This is a genomic window from Nitrobacter sp. TKz-YC01 (assembly GCF_047824785.1).
GTDB lineage: Bacteria > Pseudomonadota > Alphaproteobacteria > Rhizobiales > Xanthobacteraceae > Nitrobacter.
The window spans coordinates 3,503,506-3,520,271 of record NZ_CP181167.1 but is presented as its reverse complement, the minus strand read 5'-3'; the positions used below and the strand labels follow the sequence as shown (position 1 = coordinate 3,520,271).

General features: G+C 60.2%; 12 protein-coding genes and 1 pseudogene. 7 read left to right on the top strand and 6 right to left on the bottom strand.

The window, feature by feature from the left end; all coding sequences use genetic code 11:
* Positions 1-100 precede the first annotated feature (100 nt).
* Positions 101-2,560, top strand: coding sequence for a TonB-dependent siderophore receptor (locus tag ACMYR2_RS16815; RefSeq protein WP_416193323.1), 2,460 nt, complete (start codon positions 101-103; stop codon positions 2,558-2,560).
* Positions 2,561-2,721: 161 nt separating this feature from the next.
* On the opposite strand, the gene ACMYR2_RS16810 is transcribed toward ACMYR2_RS16815, so the two are convergent.
* A complete protein-coding gene (locus ACMYR2_RS16810) occupies positions 2,722-4,161 on the bottom strand; it encodes a PLP-dependent aminotransferase family protein (protein ID WP_347262956.1) in 1,440 nt (479 codons plus the stop codon).
* 200 nt (positions 4,162-4,361) lie between these two features.
* Here ACMYR2_RS16810 and ACMYR2_RS16805 point away from each other — a divergent pair, with 200 nt between their 5' ends.
* Positions 4,362-5,141 carry an aldolase gene (locus ACMYR2_RS16805; RefSeq protein ID WP_347262957.1) on the top strand — a complete coding sequence of 260 codons (780 nt, stop codon included), beginning with the start codon at positions 4,362-4,364 and terminating at the stop codon, positions 5,139-5,141.
* 43 nt (positions 5,142-5,184) lie between these two features.
* A complete protein-coding gene (locus tag ACMYR2_RS16800; RefSeq protein WP_347262958.1) occupies positions 5,185-6,069 on the top strand; it encodes a dihydrodipicolinate synthase family protein in 885 nt (294 codons plus the stop codon).
* Positions 6,070-6,649: 580 nt separating this feature from the next.
* On the opposite strand, the pseudogene ACMYR2_RS16795 reads toward ACMYR2_RS16800, so the two are convergent.
* A pseudogene (locus tag ACMYR2_RS16795) lies at positions 6,650-6,944 on the bottom strand (pyocin activator PrtN family protein).
* A 406-nt stretch (positions 6,945-7,350) separates the two neighbouring features.
* Here ACMYR2_RS16795 and ACMYR2_RS16790 point away from each other — a divergent pair.
* The 4 genes from ACMYR2_RS16790 (at position 7,351) to ACMYR2_RS16775 (ending at position 12,853) form a co-directional block, all read left to right on the top strand.
* On the top strand, positions 7,351-7,713 hold the full coding sequence (locus ACMYR2_RS16790) for a hypothetical protein (RefSeq protein WP_347262959.1): 363 nt from the start codon (positions 7,351-7,353) through the stop codon (positions 7,711-7,713).
* A 99-nt stretch (positions 7,714-7,812) separates the two neighbouring features.
* Entirely contained in the window at positions 7,813-8,223 is a 411-nt protein-coding gene (locus ACMYR2_RS16785) for a FixH family protein (RefSeq protein WP_347262960.1), read from the top strand.
* Entirely contained in the window at positions 8,220-9,662 is a 1,443-nt protein-coding gene (locus ACMYR2_RS16780) for an efflux RND transporter periplasmic adaptor subunit (RefSeq protein ID WP_347262961.1), read from the top strand. The genes ACMYR2_RS16785 and ACMYR2_RS16780 overlap by 4 nt, the downstream gene beginning before the upstream one ends.
* Positions 9,659-12,853, top strand: coding sequence for an efflux RND transporter permease subunit (locus ACMYR2_RS16775; protein WP_416193322.1), 3,195 nt, complete (start codon positions 9,659-9,661; stop codon positions 12,851-12,853). Before ACMYR2_RS16780 ends, ACMYR2_RS16775 begins: the two co-directional genes overlap by 4 nt.
* On the opposite strand, the gene ACMYR2_RS16770 is transcribed toward ACMYR2_RS16775, so the two are convergent.
* The 4 genes from ACMYR2_RS16770 to ACMYR2_RS16755 all read right to left on the bottom strand — a co-directional run bounded on the left by ACMYR2_RS16770 (position 12,850) and on the right by ACMYR2_RS16755 (position 16,482).
* Complete coding sequence (locus ACMYR2_RS16770) at positions 12,850-13,242, bottom strand: hypothetical protein (protein ID WP_416193321.1); 393 nt, start codon at positions 13,240-13,242, stop codon at positions 12,850-12,852. The genes ACMYR2_RS16775 and ACMYR2_RS16770 overlap by 4 nt on opposite strands.
* Before the next feature lie 194 nt (positions 13,243-13,436).
* A protein-coding gene (locus tag ACMYR2_RS16765) for an IS3 family transposase (RefSeq protein WP_416192834.1) occupies positions 13,437-14,572 on the bottom strand; the annotation gives its coding sequence in 2 pieces (ribosomal slippage) (positions 13,437-14,302 and positions 14,302-14,572; 1,137 coding nt in all).
* A gap of 81 nt (positions 14,573-14,653) precedes the next feature.
* Positions 14,654-14,833, bottom strand: coding sequence for a hypothetical protein (locus ACMYR2_RS16760; RefSeq protein ID WP_416194120.1), 180 nt, complete (start codon positions 14,831-14,833; stop codon positions 14,654-14,656).
* Positions 14,834-15,867: 1,034 nt separating this feature from the next.
* On the bottom strand, positions 15,868-16,482 hold the full coding sequence (locus tag ACMYR2_RS16755) for a hypothetical protein (protein WP_416193320.1): 615 nt from the start codon (positions 16,480-16,482) through the stop codon (positions 15,868-15,870).
* Positions 16,483-16,766 lie beyond the last annotated feature (284 nt).

The following is a 16,766-nucleotide window of genomic DNA, read 5'->3' as shown; positions in this document are numbered from 1 at the left end:
TTTTTTGTGAGATTGGCGGTCCTTCTCAGTCCTCAGTGATAGGGCGCGACGTTCGCATTCAGCGGACGCGCGAGGCCAGGGACTGAACGGGGCGTTGCAGATGGCATTTCGACTGGGGACGGTAAAGAACAAGCAGGGGACTCCCTTTACGGCTGGAAGTCTCCGCCGCATGACCTCGTGGCTACTGGCGTCGACGATTTTGTGCTGCGCAGGCGTTGGCTTGTCGTCTCCGGCATCGGCGCAACAACCGGCCCCGGCCTCGGCGCAGAGCCGGGCCGTTCAGTTCTCGATTCCCGCTCAGCCGTTGCCGGCGGCGCTCGATGCTTTCATTCGCGCGACGGGCTGGCAGGTCGGTTATTCCACCCGCCTCACTGATGGCCGTCGCTCGGCCGCGGTGAATGGCTCCATGCCGCCCGCGCAGGCGCTCCGAATGTTGCTTGCCGGCACTGGAATCAATGTCAGTCTGACCGGGGCCAACACGGCTACTCTTGTCGGGCCAAATAGCGCCGCAGCCGGCGGCGCGGCGCCCGCCGGGGCAATCGCGCTCGACACCATCGATATTCAGGGTGAGACCGCGTGGGGTCCGGTGAACGGCTTTGTCGCCAGCCGCAGCGCCACCGCCACAAAAACCGACACGCCGATCATCGAGGTGCCGCAGTCGATCTCGGTCGTCACGCGCGACCAGATCGAGACCCGGAGAAACCAGACTCTGACCGAGACGCTGCAATACACGCCGGGCGTTTTGGCCGGGTCTACCGGGCAACAGCAATTCGCGCCCAGGTTCCAGATGCGAGGCTTCACTGTCGATGGGTCTAACGGTGGCATCTATCTGAACGGGCTGCGCAGCTCCACGACGTGGTCCGATCTCGAGCCCTACGGGTTGGAGCGTGTCGAGGTGATGCGCGGGCCGGCCTCGGTTCTCTATGGTCAGGGTCAACCCAGCGGCGTGATTGCGCTCGTTACCAAGCGCCCGTCGGATAAGCCTGTTCATGAATTCCTGCTTCAGGGTGGCAGCTTCGAACAGAGGGGCGGCGCGTTCGATTTCGGCGGACCGATTACGGAAGACAAGACGCTGCTCTATCGCTTCACCGCCCTGCTGCGCGAAGGCGGCAACGGCATCGATTTCTCGAATGACAAGCGCGCTTTTCTATCCGGCGCGCTGACCTGGCGTCCGACCGCCGAGACGGAAATCACAGCCTTCAGCCTGCATCAGAGAAATCAGGGCAGATGGAACTACGGCCTCCCGGCGCGGGGAACGGCGCTGCCGAATCCGAACGGACGAATTCCAGTCACGCGGTTCATCGGCGAGCCTGACGTCGATCGCACCGACACGGAGTTGACCCTTGCGGGATATAACCTGCAACACCATGCCACCGAGAGCCTGACCTTCAGGCAGAACCTTCAGTACTCTCATGAGATCTGGGCCTATCGCGACGTTAGTCCGAGTTCTCTGGGTGCTGATTTGCGCACACTCAATCGTGGGGCGGGTAACCTACGCTATATGACGGATACGTTTGCGATCGACAACCATGCCGAACTGAGAGCAATGACTGGCCCCCTTCAACATACCGTGCTGTTCGGGGTGGACTATCGATGGGGCCGGAACGCTTATGCAAGTAGCTATGGCACCGCCTCTCCGATCGATGTTTTCGCACCGGTCTACGGTTCGCCGATTACTTGGTTGGCCGACCAATATGGCTCCCGGCAAACTTACAACTTCACGGGTATCTACGTTCAGGATCAAATCAAGCTCGACCGCTGGATCCTGACTCTCGGTGGACGACACGACTGGACGGACGCCACCACGGTCGATACCATCGGCGGCTCCGTCACCAATCAAAACAACAGCGCTTTCACCAAGCGGGCTGGGCTTGGCTACGAGTTCGACAGCGGCGTGGTTCCCTATGTCAGCTACGCCGAATCCTTCACGCCTCTTTCCGGCAGGACCTTCGACGGGTTGCCGCTCAGGCCGGAAACCGGGGTGCAATATGAGGTAGGTGTCAAGTTCCAGCCGAAGGATACGAATTTGCGGTTGACCGCTGCGGTTTACGATTTGCGGCGTCAGAATGTCACGACGGCGGATCTGGCTCATCCGGGGTTTTCGATCCAGATCGGAGAGGTCGTCTCTCGTGGCTTCGAGTTCGAGGCGGTCGCCAGCCTGACCAGCAATCTCAACCTGACCGCCGCCTATGCCTACAACGACGCGAGGGTCACCCAGAGCAATGATATCAATTTCGGCAAACGGCCGGTGACAACGCCGCCGCATCTCGCATCGGTGTGGGCCGACTACACCATCCGCGAGGGTGCGCTGAACGGGCTCGGCTTCGGCGGCGGTATACGCTATGTCTCGGAAAGCGCGGGAGACTGGACTAATACCTTCAATGCGCCGGCCTATACGGTGGTGGACGCGATGGCGCGCTACGATATCGACAGCTGGCGATTCTCCGTCAACGTCACCAACCTGTTCGACAACCAGTATGTCGTGGGCTGTTTCAACCTCGTTCAATGCAATGTCGGGCGCGTGCGCACGGTGCTCGGCAGGGTGAGCTATCGCTGGTAGCTGACAGCATGCGCGGCGGCGGCCTGGTGTGGCATACCCCTATAATCAGAACTCTTAGAGCCTTTCCGCTTCTGATAGAAGCGGAAGCGGGCTCTATGATTTTGTTTTGTCGCGTTTTCTTCACGCGAACCGGTGTCCACTTCGCTTGAAAACGCTCTAATTTAGTTGTCGATCGCACGTTTCATCAGCGTCACGACCACGTCCAGTTCTGTCTCGGTGAGGCTGGCGTAGCCAAGCCGAAATGCCTGCGGCGCGCGCGCGGCGTCGAGCGCAAACCTCACACCGGGCGAGACCACGAGTCCGGCGCGCGCCGCGTTCGCAGCCCAGCTTTCCGCATCGAGTCCGGAGCGCAAACGCAGCCACAAGGCGAGGCCACCCGCCGGCAACTCGAAATCGACATGGTCGCCAAGTTCGCGGCGGATCGCTGCGGCAAACCGGTCGCGCCGTTCGCCATAAATGCGGCGGGCCTTCCGGGTATGTCTGCGTAGCTCGCCATCTTCGATCAAGCCGGCGAGTGCCTGTTCGAGGGGCACGTCGCCCTGCCGGTCGATGGCCTCGCGCCGATCCGCCATCCGCGTCAGGATGGCTGGCGCTGCAATCGCGTAGCCGACGCGCACCGCGGGAGCGAGCAGCTTGGAAAGCGAGCCGAGATAGACCACGCGCTCCGCATCGGCGCGCGCCGCCAGCGGCAGCACCGGCCTGCCTTCGAACCGGTACTCATGGTCGTAATCGTCCTCGATCAGGACGAGCCGCTTGCGGCGTGCAAGGTCGAGAAGTTTGAGGCGACGGCTCGCGCCGAGCGTGACGGTGGTTGGGTATTGATGATGCGGAGTGACGTAGACGGCGCGCAGTTCCGGTTCGCGCTCGGCGAGCGCCGACAGGCGATCAACGTCGATCCCGTGTGAATCAACGGGAACGCCGAGCACGCGAGCGCCAGCGGCGCGAAATGCGGCCCAGGCCAAAGGATAGCCCGGCTCCTCCACCGCGATGGCTTGGCCCGGATCGAGCAGCGCCGCGGCGGCAAGATAGAGGCCCATCTGGCTGCCGCGGGTGATCAGGATATCGTTCGCCGAGGCGGTGAGCCCGCGCTCGGCAATAAGATAATCCGACAAAGCCGCACGCAGTCTGATCGCCCCGCGCGGATCGCCATAGCCGCCCCCGCCGACGAAGGCCGGCGTCATCAGCGAGGCCCGAAACGATCGCGCCAACTGGGCCGCCGGCATGAGTCGCGCGTCGGGCGCGCCGTCCGAAACCCGCAATGTGGGAGGTGCGGCGCTTATTCGCGGCGGGTCGATCGGCGATCGGCGCGAGAGCGGCGGTGCTTCTTGTTTTTCCGGCGCGGGCAGGTCGTCGGCGACGAAGGTTCCCCGCGCCGGCCTGGCCACGAGCCAGCCTTGCATGGTCAGTTCCTGATATGCGGCGTCTACGGTGTTGCGATGGACCTGGAGACTGGACGCGAGCGCCCGCGTTCCGGGGAGCCGATCACCGGGCTTCAGCCGCCCGCGTTCGATCTCGCCTATGATCGAATAGGCGATGTCCATGAAAACCGGCCGTGCGCCATCGCTGACCAGTTCAAGCCTGAGGTGATGCGGCGACGCCACCGGCCTATCTCCTGTATCAAAACTGGCACTATCAGCTAGGCCAGGTACGGTTTATGACAGCGGACAACAGGCGCCGCAACCCGGGCAGGCGTCGTAGTTTCCGGAGTTCGTTACCGAACCGGCGCCGACCCTCGGACGCACGCTGGACGGTCGCTGCGAAGAGATGGCGATCATCGCGACAGACTTGAAAGGAGCCTGTAATGACCACAATGACCGCGCCCAAGGACGAGCTCGTGAAGCTGGCCGAAAGCCGGATGAAGACCGCGATCGCGGAGAATACCTGGACCGATCGCCAGAAGCTCGCTCTGACCTGCCGCATCCTCTTCGAAGGCGGCCACGATTCCGGTCTGGCCGGCCAGATCACGTGCCGTGCTGAAGCGCCAGGAACGTATTACACCCAGCGCCTCGGACTCGGGTTTGACGAGATCAGCGCCCGGAACCTGCTTCTTGTGGATGAGGACCTCAATGTTCTCGAAGGCGGCGGCATGGCCAACCCGGCAAACCGGTTTCATAGCTGGCTCTACCGGGCACGGCCGGACGTTAACTGCATCATCCACACCCATCCTCTCCATATCGCAGCGTTGTCGACGCTGGAGGTGCCTCTGGCGGTGTCGCACATGGACCTGTGTCCGCTGTACGGCGAGGTTGCCTTCCTCGAGAAATGGCCCGGGGTGCCAGTCGGCAACGAGGAAGGCGAAATCATCGCCGGAGCGATCGGTGACAAGAAGGCGATCCTGCTCTCGCATCACGGGCAACTGATCGCCGGCGCCACGATCGAAGAAGCCTGCGTGCTGGCGATGCTGATCGAACGCGCGGCGAAGATGCAGCTGCTGGCGATGGCCGCCGGCGAGATCAAGCCAATCCCGGAGAACCTGGCGCGCGAAGCGCACGACTGGATCTCCAAGCCGAAGCGCCACAGCGCGGCATTCGACTATTACTCCCGCAGGGTCCTGGGTCGCCACAACGACTGCCTGCTCTGAGCTCCCGCGCTCGACTACCCTCTACCATCACAAAGGACTGCACATGCCCGATCACGCCATCCATGGCATCATTGGTTACACGATCACGCCTTTCGACGACGAAGGCCGCCTCGACCTGAATGCGCTCGACCTGACCATCGAGCGGATGATCGACGCGGGCGTTCACGCCATTGCGCCCCTCGGCAGCACCGGCGAAGGCGCCTATCTGAGCGAGGAGGAGTGGACTGCCGTCGCCGAACGCAGCGTGAAGACGATCAACGGCCGCGTCCCGGTGATCGTCAGCGTCTCCGATCTGACGACGGCCGGCGCAGTAAGGCGCGCGAGAGCGGCGGAAGCCTTCGGCGCCACTGCGGTCATGGTGCTTCCGGCATCGTACTGGAAGCTGCAGGAGGAAGAGATCGTCGCGCACTATCAGGCGGTAGGAACGGCCGTCGGCGTGCCGGTGATGCTCTACAATAACCACGCGGTCAGCGGGATCGACATGCCGGTTGATCTGATCCTGCGCATCGTCGATGCCGTCGACAATGTCACGATGGTCAAGGAGAGCACCGGCGACATCCAGCGGATGCACCAGATCTATCTGCGGACCGAAGGACAGCTTCCGTTCTACAACGGCTGCAACCCCCTGGCTCTCGAAGCCTTCGCCGCTGGTGCGACCGGCTGGTGCACGGCCGCCGCCAATCTGATCGCCGCCGCCAACATCGAACTCTACGAAGCAGCCCGGCAGGGCCGCCTCATGGATGCCCGAGCGTCCTTCTACCGGCAGTTGCCCTTGCTCGACTTCATCCTCAAGGGCGGCTTGCCCAAGACGATCAAGGCCGGGCTCGACATCACCGGAGTGCCGGTCGGCGCACCGCGGTTGCCGGTGAAGCCTCTGGACAAAGCGGGTAGAGACAAGCTGTCGGCGATACTAGGGACGCTGAACTGAATAACGAAGGGTGGCCAACGTCCCGAGTGGCCACCCTCAATCCGCGGCATGGAAAGCAGGGCTCCGATCACCCTGTGATTTATCTCGTGTGGGCGCTTCCCGCGCGGGTCATACTCGCGCTTCCCGCATCCGGAGGAGTCGGGACTGTCCAGCACCCCTGCTGGCATCGATGCCTATCAGCGTGACGGCAGGTGAGACAGCAACTTCTTGGTTTTCTGGAGATTGGGGTTCCGATGCTGGCCTCGAAAGTGCAATGTAACGCCCGCGCAGCATCCCATGTTGCATTTGTTGCACCGTTTCGAGCAAATGCGAGCGAGCACGGTTTTTGACGAGACAGCCGGGATGTCGAATAAGTCATTTGATAAATTTGATTTATTTGGACGCAGTGAGATTGGCTTGTCCCGGCTTTTTTCCGTTGCGCCGATGATGGATTGGAAACGGGCAGTTTTCAATAAATGAAGTTATCCTTATTTCATCGGCATTTCTTGCATTTTTCGGTGTTTTCGGAAAATAGCGAGTCGTACTGATCTTCGTGGCGCGGCGCTTGGTCGCTCCCAACAAAAAATCGCCGTGCGAGACTCTAGCCGTTTAGCTGCCGATATTCTCTCAACGCCGCCTCGCGGCGAGCATCAAGCAAGATAGTCGGCCAAGTCTTGCAGATGGATTCCCTTGGCGCACTTCTGGCTGTTCTCCATCCGCACCATGGGAATCTCGATCTCGCCCGCACCGACCTTGCGAATGAACTTGGCCGGATCGAGATGCGAGAAATAATCGCGACACACTTCCTCAACTGGAATGATAGCTTTGCCGCCGTACTGTGCCATGAGCAGGAAAGCGGTGTTTAAGGTGGGGGAGTTGGCGACGTTCTTCATCATGGGAGGATGCTAGCGCGGCGTGCTGGTGACTCAAGCGGTTCTGGTAACCTCAATGGGACGCCGCATGGCGAGTGGCGGCAATAGCCATCCACAAGCCGGCGAGACAGTTCGGGAGGAGACTTTAAAAAACAGGTGCCTCAGCACTTTGAGGTGCCGTGAGTCCTTAGATCGATCAGACGCGCGGCAAATCAGTGGGTGATCAGCCGTCGGAATAACTCGCGCACCGCATGGCCGTAGCGCTGCCTGTTTACCCGACCTGCACAGGCTGGACCGTGTCCCGGCGATTGGTGCGCGGGTGTTAGAGCCACCACGAGGCGAAGATCGATCCGCTAATTTAATGCGGGAGTGCCGAATATGTGAGGGATTACTGCTTTCCCAAATCCTTGCGTCGTGACAAAGTAGAGTGATGCATTCCGATCGCCTTTTTCGCTTTATTGCTCGTCTTCTGGCAATGTTCGTGATTGCTGGCTTGATTACGGCCCCGCTGGTTTCGCCGGTGGCCGCGATGGAGCCGTCCTATGTCGTGATGTCCGATATGGCGTCGATGGCCGACGAAATGCCATGCTGCCCGGACACGCAAAAGAAGAATGACTGCAAGGATTGCCCGCTGCGCGCAATTTGCATGCTCAAGAATCTGGCAACATATCCTGTTGCCGATGCTGTGACAGAGCGGCCGGTCAAGCAGTACAAGCCAGTGGTACATGACGACCTTATGAGCGACGGGCTCGATCGTCCGCCGCCCGACCATCCTCCTCGAAACTTGGTCTGATCGGCGCATCGATCGCCGTTCGACGCCGCGCAGGCAAGATTCTGCGCGGACGGTTCATGCCGCCTTGCGGCAGACTATTTTTCGATCGAGGACTCAGAAATGAACACTTCAAACTACGCACGCCCTCTTCTGGGTGCGTTCACCGGCATGGCCGCAATCTGCATGGCCAGCACGGCAGCTTTTGCGGACATCAAAGACTACAAGTTCGAAGCAATTGACCAGACCGTCCAGGCCGGGCCTGACAAAATCATCGCGGTCAAGTTGATCAATACTAAAACAGGAAAATCGGTATCCGACGCCGTGATCTTCGCAACCCGGCTCGATATGGCGCCGGACGGCATGCAGGAGATGGCGACGAAGGTAACACCGGTCCCAAGCTCCGAACCAGGCATCTACCAGTTCAAGGCCAATCTCAGCATGGCCGGCGGCTGGCAGCTTTCGATTGGCGCGAAGGTCCAGGGCGAGACCGGCTCCGTCGAAAACAAGCTCGTCTTTAGAGCCGTACCATGAACCGGGCGGGCCGAAGCCTCACCTTCGCCGCCGTTCTGGCGGCGGGGGCTGGAGGCTATTGGGCCGGCCAGCGCGCAATCGTGCTGCCGCCCATTCCATGGATGCAAGCCATTTCCTGGCTTGAGAACACCGCGTCCGTTTCCGTCCATGCCGATCCGGCGGCGTCCGGGCCAGTGATCTATTATCGCGATCCGGACGGTCGACCGAGCTATTCGGCCGAGCCGCGCAAGAGGCTGGATGGACGCGACTTCCTCGCCGTGCATGCGAGCGAGGACATTCGCTTCGAAGACGAGCCGACGGCAAATGGGGACGCCGTTCCGCCGGCGAGCGGTGAGCCGAAGAAGGTTCTCTATTATCGCAATCCGATGGGCCTTCCCGACACCTCGCCGACGCCCAAGAAGGATTCGATGGGGATGGACTACATCCCCGTCTATGCCGGCGAAGGTGAGGATGGCTCTTCCGTCAAGATCAGTGCGGGCAAGCTGCAACGAACCGGCGTGCGAACAGAGGTCGCCGTTAAGAGGGCCATCGTCAATTCCGTGCGAGCTCCAGGCACGGTTCAGCTTGACGAGCGCCGCGTGACGGTGGTCGCGACCCGCTCTGACGCCTTCATCAACGAGGTAGCGGAGGTGACGACAGGCGACAGAATTACTAAAGGCCAGACTCTTCTAAAGTTCTATTCGCCCGACGTCGCGGTGGCCGGCGCGCAGTTTCTGACGGACCTTAACATTAGCAGTAAGGACAACGCCCGCGGCGGCGGGCGCCAAAGGCTTGAAAATCTTGGCATTCCACCTGAGGACATCGCCGAGATTGAAAAGACCCGCAGGCCGCCGCTTTCGATGACATGGCGAGCGCCCCGAAACGGCATTGTATTGGAGCGAAATGCCGTCCAGGGCATGAAGGCAGCATCTGGGGAGGTCCTCTTCCGACTCGCCGACATTTCGACAGTTTGGATCGTCGCCAATGTGCCCGAATTTCAACTTGGCGCCGTGGCCGTCGGAGCCGCTGCCACGATCCGACTACGCAGCGCGCCAGGCCGAACGTTCAGCGGTCGTGTCGCCCTAATCTACCCGCAGGTGGCAAAGGAGACACGCACGGCCAAAGTCCGCATTGAAATGCCCAATCCGGATGGAGCTCTGCTTCCGGACATGTACGCCGATGTCGAAATCGCGAGCGGTTCGAGCGATCAGGTTGTGACCGTTTCCGACAGCGCGGTAATCCACAGCGGAGCCCGTCAAATTGTCCTTATCGATCAGGGTGAAGGCCGCTTTGAGCCCCGTGAGGTCAAGATCGGCACGCGCGGCGGCGGCTACACCGAGATTCGAAACGGAGTCGTGTCCGGCGACCGCGTCGTCGTCTCTGCCAACTTTCTGATCGATGCGGAAAGCAACCTCAAGGCTGCGCTCACCGGGATGACCGCGGGGGAGAGCACGCCATGATTGTCCGCTTGATCGCGTGGTCGGCGCGCAACCTCGTCCTGATCTTCGTCGGCACCGTCTTCGCTGTCGCCGCCGGTGTCTACGCTCTCAAGACGCTGCCGTTGGACGCCATTCCGGACCTCTCGGACATCCAGGTCATCGTCTACACAGACTATCCTGGCCAAGCGCCGCAGGTGGTCGAGGATCAAGTCACCTATCCGCTGACGAGCGCCATGCTGACGGTGCCAAGGTCCAAGGTGGTGCGGGGCTTCTCCTTCTTTGGCGTCTCCTTCGTATATGTGATCTTCGAGGACGGCACCGACCCTTATTGGGCGCGCAGCCGTGTGCTCGAATATCTCAACGCCACTGCAAAGCGCTTGCCCGCAGGCGTGACGCCGGGCCTCGGGCCCGACGCGACAGGCGTAGGCTGGGTCTATCAATACGCCGTTATCGCCAAGGAAGTGAGCCTCGCCGAGCTGCGCTCGCTGCAGGATTGGGTGATCCGATTCGCCGCTTCGAAAGCCGAAGGCGTCGCCGAAGTCGCGAGCGTTGGCGGCTTCGTCAAGCAATACAACATCATCGTCGATCCGCTGCGGCTTCGCGCGCAGGGGATTTCGCTCGCTGCCGTGCGTGACGCTGTACGCAACAGCAACCAGGATGTCGGCGGTCGCACGCTTGAGCTATCCGAGTTCGAGTTCATGGTGCGCGGGCGCGGCTACATCAAATCGCCGGCCGACATCGAGAACATCGTCCTGAAATCCGAACAGGGCGTGCCGCTTCGCCTCAAGGACGTGGCGCGCGTCGAGATCGGCCCGGACGAACGGCGCGGTATCACCGAACTAAACGGCGAAGGCGAGGTAGCAAGCGGCATCGTGCTTCAGCGCTTCGGCGCCAATGCATTGACCGTGATCGACAGCGTCAAGCAGCGCCTAGCCGACATCGCCGGCAGCCTGCCGAAAGATGCGGAGATCGTGCCGGTCTATGACCGCTCGCACCTTATCGAAGCTGCTGTGAAGACGCTGCGACATACGCTGGCCGAGGAGAGCATGGTTGTCGCGCTCGTTTGTGTGGTCTTCCTGCTGCATCTGCGCAGCGCGCTGGTCGCCATATTGATGCTGCCGGTCGGCATCCTCATGGCTTTCATCGGCATGAAGGCGATCGGGATCGGTTCCAATATCATGAGCCTGGGCGGCATCGCCATTGCCGTCGGTGCAATGATCGACGCCACCATCGTCATGATTGAGAACGCGCACAAGCATCTGGAGCGGGCACCCACTGACAAGCCGCGTATTCAGATTCTGATCAATGCGGCAAGCGAGGTCGGGTCACCCCTGTTCTTTAGCCTGCTCATCATCACCGTTTCGTTTCTGCCGATCTTCACCCTCGAATCGCAGGAGGGGCGGCTCTTCGGCCCGCTCGCTTTCACCAAGACCTTTGCGATGGCGGCGGCGGCGTTCCTGTCAGTTACGCTCGTGCCGGCGCTCATGGTGATTTTCATGCGTGGACGCATCATCCCGGAGCACAAGAACCCGATCAACCGATTTCTGATCTGGATTTATCGTCCGCTCATCCGCGCAGTGCTCAAGACGAAGATCTTGACGATCCTGCTCGCCCTTGCCGCACTCGCCGTCAGCATCTGGCCGGCGCGCCAGCTCGGTTCCGAGTTCATGCCAAACTTGAACGAGGGTACGCTGCTTTACATGCCAACGACGCTGCCGGGTATCTCGGTGACGAAGGCGGCCGAGCTTCTGCAGATGCAGGATCGCATTATCAAATCCTTCCCGGAGGTGGAGTCGGTCTATGGCAAGGCCGGGCGCGCCGCGACGGCAACTGATCCGGCTCCAACGGAGATGTTCGAGACGATCATAAACCTGAGGCCGAAGGACCAGTGGCGACCGGGTATCACCATTGACGACCTCAAGGCCGAGATGGATATTGCGCTGCAATTCCCCGGCGTCTCAAACGCCTGGACGATGCCGATTCGCGCCCGTATCGACATGCTCTCGACCGGCATTCGCACGCCCGTTGGCGTGAAGGTGTTCGGCACCGATCTCTCCGAGATGGAGAAGATCGCCCGCCAGATCGAAGCGGTCCTGCGCACTGTGCCCGGCACATCGAGCGCCTATGCCGAACGTGTGATCGGCGGCTACTATCTCGACATCGTGCCCGACCGGAAAGCGCTCGGTCGCTACGGCTTATCCGTCGGTGACGTTCAGGACGTCATCGCCACCGCGCTCGGCGGCCAGACGGTGACGACGACGGTCGAAGGGCGCGAACGCTATGGCGTAAACATCCGCTACCCGCGCGATCTGCGCTCCAGCCCACAGGCCATTGCCACGGATGTGGAAGTTCCGCTTCCCGGCAGCGGCGCCATTCCGCTTGGCGAAGTTGCGAAGGTCCAACTCACGCGTGGCGCGACCTCGATCCGCACCGAAAATGGCCAGCTTGCGACCTATATCTATGTCGATATCAGCGGCCGCGATCTTGGCGGCTATGTTGCTGAGGCCCAGAAGGTGGTCGCAGCATCAGTAAAGCTGCCGACGGGCTATTCGGTCGGTTGGAGCGGTCAGTATGAATATCTGCAGCGCGCCGAAGCACGATTGAAGATCGTCGTGCCGGTGACACTGCTGATCATCTTCCTGCTACTTTATCTCAATTTTCGGGCGCTGACAGAGACACTGATCGTCATGCTGTCCTTACCCTTCGCCGTCGTTGGAGGCGTGTGGCTCATCTGGTGGCTCGGCTTCAATATGTCCATTGCCGTCGCCGTTGGATTCATTGCACTCGCGGGCGTCGCCGCCCAGACCGGTGTTGTCATGTTGATTTATCTCAACCAGGCCTATGACGCGATCGAGGTTCAGCGCGCGGCGGAGGGGCGGTCGATCACGCGCAAGGACCTCTACGACGCGGTCATGGAAGGCGCAGTCGAGCGCGTGCGTCCCAAGATGATGACCGTCGTCGCGATCATCGCGGGGTTGTTGCCGATCATGTGGAGCACCGGTACCGGATCGGAAGTGATGCAGAGGATCGCGGTACCGATGATCGGCGGCATGATATCGTCAACGGTGCTGACTTTGGTAGTGATCCCGGCGGTCTTCACCGTGGCGAAGCAGATTGGGCTGCGAGATGGTAAAGGTTATCAATCGTCTGTCCGCACCGGAAAATCGAATACGCAAGTCGTTCGGAATCCTACCGCTACCACACGGGTTTAGCTCAACGTTCCGCGATTAGACTTCCCGCGTGAGGTTTGCGAGCAAGGTGCGAAGGTAATGTCAGACCAAGCGGAATCGACGAGAATGAAATGTACCATCGCTTGTTCAACTCGTTCCCGCCGAGCGGCATCCACTTCTGCTTCGAAGTCACGCCATCTTGCATTATCCATGGCTTTCCACTTGCCGATCACGGATCGCCAGCATGACTTGGGCCTGGGGTGTGAGAATGGATTTTGCTTGCTCGCTGCGAATGTTTCGACTTCGGTCCAATCAATGAACACAGTGCCATCGTCTTTCACTTCATAAAGCGCCGTCTCGTTGAGCGGTTGCGTGACTTTGATGGTCTTTGGCTCTTGGGCGGAAGCGGCGGTTATGGCGAGCAAGAGCAAAAAGCGGAATATAGCGCGACATGAATCGTCCTATCCAATTCCACCATGCCCAAGGTGATCTGGACAGAGTTGACCGATTGCGTAAGCCTCAAGCAAAGCCCGCAGTCGATCATTGTGACAAGGGTGGAATGGGTGAGGTGGACCCGCTTGGTGAGACAGTTTGGCGGCCTGGCTAAGGTGGATCGGGTTCGTTTCTACGCCGCCAATTGCTCCGTCATTTCCGCCATAGCATGGACTTCGTCGGGCGTCCTGCCGGCGAAGGTCGAGTGCGGGCGTCGCCGGTTGTAATAGTCTATCCAGGAGCCGATGCCGCAGCGGGCTTGGCTTCCCGTTTCGAATGTGCTGAGGAAGACGCACTCATATTTGAGGCTGCGCCACAGTCGTTCGATGAAGACGTTGTCCATCCAGCGGCCGCGCCCGTCCATGGAGATGCGGATGCCGGCATCCTTCAGCGTCGTCGTGAAGGCGAAGCTAGTGAACTGCGAGCCTTGGTCGGTGTTGAAGATGTCGGGCCTGCCATGGCAGGCGATCGCCTCTTCGAGAGCGGCAACACAGAAGTCGGCATCCATCGTGTTCGACAACCGCCAGGCCAGGACCTTGCGGCTGAACCAGTCCATGATGGCCACGAGGTAAAGGAAGCCGCGCCGCATCGGGATATAGGTCACATCGGCACACCAAACGTGATCCGGCCGCTCGATCGCCAGGTGCCGCAGCAGGTAGGGATAGATGCGATGCTGCGGATGCGGCTCGCTGGTTCTCGGCGCCTGGTAGATCGGCGACAGACCGATCTTGCGCATCAGCCGCCGGACCCGCTTGCGACCCACGCACCAGCCCTGACGCCGCAGATGCCGGGCCATCTGCCGGGAGCCATACCAGGGCGTCTCCATGAAGGCCTCGTCGATGGTGCGCATCAGTTCGAGGTTCTCGGGCGTCTCGCCGGCGGGCTGTCGGTAGAACGACGCCCGCGAGATCGAGACCAGTTCGCACTGGCGGCGGATCGAGAGCCGGTTGTGATCGGGGTCAATCATCATTCTCCTCCGATCCAGGCTCAGCGATCGAAGGCCTTGGCCAAAAAATCCCGCTCAACGACAAGCTGGCCAATCTTGGCGTGCAGCTTGGTCACCTCGGCTTCCCGGCCGACCTGCGCATCAGCAGCCTTGTCGTCGAACGTCTTGGCCAGGTTCTCGATGGCCTGCCGTTTCCACTGCGTAATCTGGTTCGGATGAAGCTGGTGCTTTGTCGCCAGTTCCGAAATCGTCCGCTCGCCACGGATCGCCTCAAGCGCAACCTTGGCCTTGAACTCAGCCGTAAATCGTCTGCGTGTCTTCATACCGGATCGTCCTTTTCATCGGGCGATCCACCTTATGCCCCTGTCTCAGAAACCGGCACCACCTCAGGGCGATAGCGATCACTACTGCATTCTGAGAGAAACACCCATCGTATGCGCCTTGGCTGCCGTTGCGCCTGGTGTTCGCTTCAACGTCTTTGCAATCTTCGCGACGCCAGCCTTTTGCTTCACGAGTGTCTTGAGAGTGCGAACGTCGTCCTTCGTCCACTCGCGACGAACACCCGGCTTCCTCTTAGGAAAAATCTCACTCCTTCAATCGTAGAACGAGCGGTTTAACAGATCGCGCGTTGTGTGCAAAGCAACGACGATTATCTCACTTGAGTCAGCTTGCTAACAGGAGTTCTATAAAATAGAGCGGTGGAGGTGGGCCGTCGCAATTCTTCAAGCGCGCTCTGGCAAAGCCGAGCGCTTCGTCAACGGAAGTCCACCCGCCCCGTTGATGGAGTTGGGCGCATGGCCCACGATCGCATTTGCGAGTGCGCGGTGATGGTGGTGTAGTGTCTTCACTGACTGTTAGGAATCGCGCGGGTTGAACTTAGCGACGTTGATTTGTTCTTTGAGAACGGAATAGAGTCAGAGTGTGAACGAGCATGGCAAATGCAGGCGGCGACCCGAGCGTGATAAGCGTTACGATCAAGAGACGCTTAAGCTCTGAAATCACTTCGCATGCAGGGCTTTCATCGGTAAATCATACTTAAGGTGAAAATTAGAAAGACCGTGACTAGGCCTCCAGCAACGAGAACCCGATTAAGCAACATCATTAGAGCCTCCCGAGGTAGGATCGGTTCCCGTCAGATGCTACTTGAATGTTTTAGCTCACGCCATTCACGGCTTCGGGACTGATTATCTCCCGGTCGGCCGCCTTCCAAATCGATTCAAATCAACATGCTCACGAAGTGTCGGTAAGCCTTTCGGACGGTCCGGAAAAATGAACCCTTCGCTGCGAAGCCATCACCCGTCGAAGCGGTCCCAAAATCGAGTCGCGTCTAGCTGTACCGCAAACTTATAGACGTACCGCAGGCCGTCGTGTTCGATGCGCCCGCCTGTCCCGTCAAACGGGATACTGTTCATTTTGCAAACCGCGTCGATGATTCCTCAATCCCCACTGCGCCGCCTCTGGTTCGCGGATGTGGCTGTCCTGCGCTCTTGCTCTAATCACTCAACAGCCCCGCTGCTCGGCTTCAGGCTCCGCCAGAAACCAGCGCATCCGGTTGTCAATCTGGCCTGCGATTAAAAGTCAAAGCAGGCCAGGCGCGCCGCGCCCCGCTCAATACAACCTAATCCATCGGCTCGCCCGGCGGATGGTGGGGGTCGTAGGCATGTGGTCGATTGGTGCCGATCTTCTTCCAGAACGGCCAGATGAATGTAGCACCGGCTGTTAGTGGGCCGAGCGCGCGCCATTCATGGAAGTCAACCACCAGTACCGCCGGCGTCACCACGAACAGTAGTCCCGCCATGGCGGTGAGCGCCAGCATCGCGTTGCGGTACGCTCGCGAGACGCCAGCCGTGAAACGGATGCTGCCTTCCGGCGCGTTCTCAAGGCGTTTGTGCAGCGCGCGGATGAAATTATGATAGACGGGGGTACGGAAACGGTCGGCCCTGCCGTTGATGCCCGCGTCGGTGATGACGAGAAAGCGACCGCCACGAAAATCGATGCGGCACTTGTTGGCGTCAATCCGGCCATCCGTGCCGCGCATATTCACGGAGATAACGTTGGCTAAGAGTTGTCGGCCAATTTCGCCATTGGCAGCGCGCCAAGCGACGCCGGAGTCGTACCCCGCGTCGATCAGCGACACACCATGACCTGCGCTGCGCCAGAAGTAGCGCTCGCCGTTCACCAGATAATATAAGTCATAGGCTGTCGAAGCCATGACAGATGCTGGCTCGATCATGCGGGGAAGTATAGCGGATTTCTGCGCGACGTCGAGACCGGGATTTTGCTCTGCAATGCAACATTGACGACAGAGGTAAAACCCGGTTCCATAACCGAAACTTTGAACCTGCTTCGAGTTGGGTTTGAAGCCAAACCCCAACCCCAACCCCAACCCCAACCTATGCTGATGCGGACTCTGTCACCCGCAAGCTAATCGAATGCCTGTTTTGGTCAGTGCAATTGGCATGTGCGCACTGGCTCGTCGCATGATGATGGCTGCGCGCGATCCGCGGTCTGTCATTC